This is a genomic window from Streptosporangium nondiastaticum, assembly GCF_003011965.1.
GTDB classification, from domain to species: Bacteria; Actinomycetota; Actinomycetes; order Streptomycetales; family Streptomycetaceae; genus Streptomyces; species Streptomyces nondiastaticus.
In genome coordinates, this window is the sequence record NZ_PXWG01000400.1 from 1 (window position 1) to 398 (window position 398).

General features: G+C 60.1%; 1 protein-coding gene. It reads right to left on the bottom strand.

The annotated features are described in order from the left end of the window. On the bottom strand, positions 1–381 hold a 381-nt coding region (locus tag B7P34_RS36425), incomplete at its 3' end, for a hypothetical protein (RefSeq protein WP_223268647.1). Positions 382–398: the final 17 nt, after the last annotated feature.

The window sequence follows — 398 nt, forward strand, 5'->3', positions numbered from 1 at the left end:
AACGCCTTGCGCAATGAAGTAGGCGAACATCGCAGCCAGCGCCGAGCCCTTGAGCACCCCAGACAGGTTGACTGCATCAGCCTCAACCGCCGCCACTGTTTCGCCGCTCACCGGAAATGCCTTGACGAAGGGCAGAGCAACCAACGGGAACAACGCGAAGAACAGCAGCGGGCCCCTCATCCCACTCAAAGAAAACGCCGCGGGCATCGCGAACAACACAACCGCACCGTACAGCAGCACCCACATGATCAGGTAACCAAAGTTGCGGTCCGGGTTGCTCGTGAGCCCCACCGTCGTGAAGCTCAATGAAATCAGACTGCCGCACCCCAGCCCGGCGAAGAACCTCAGAACCACAAACAGCGTCTGGTCGTGAACCGCCATGCAGGCGAGGTTGCTGA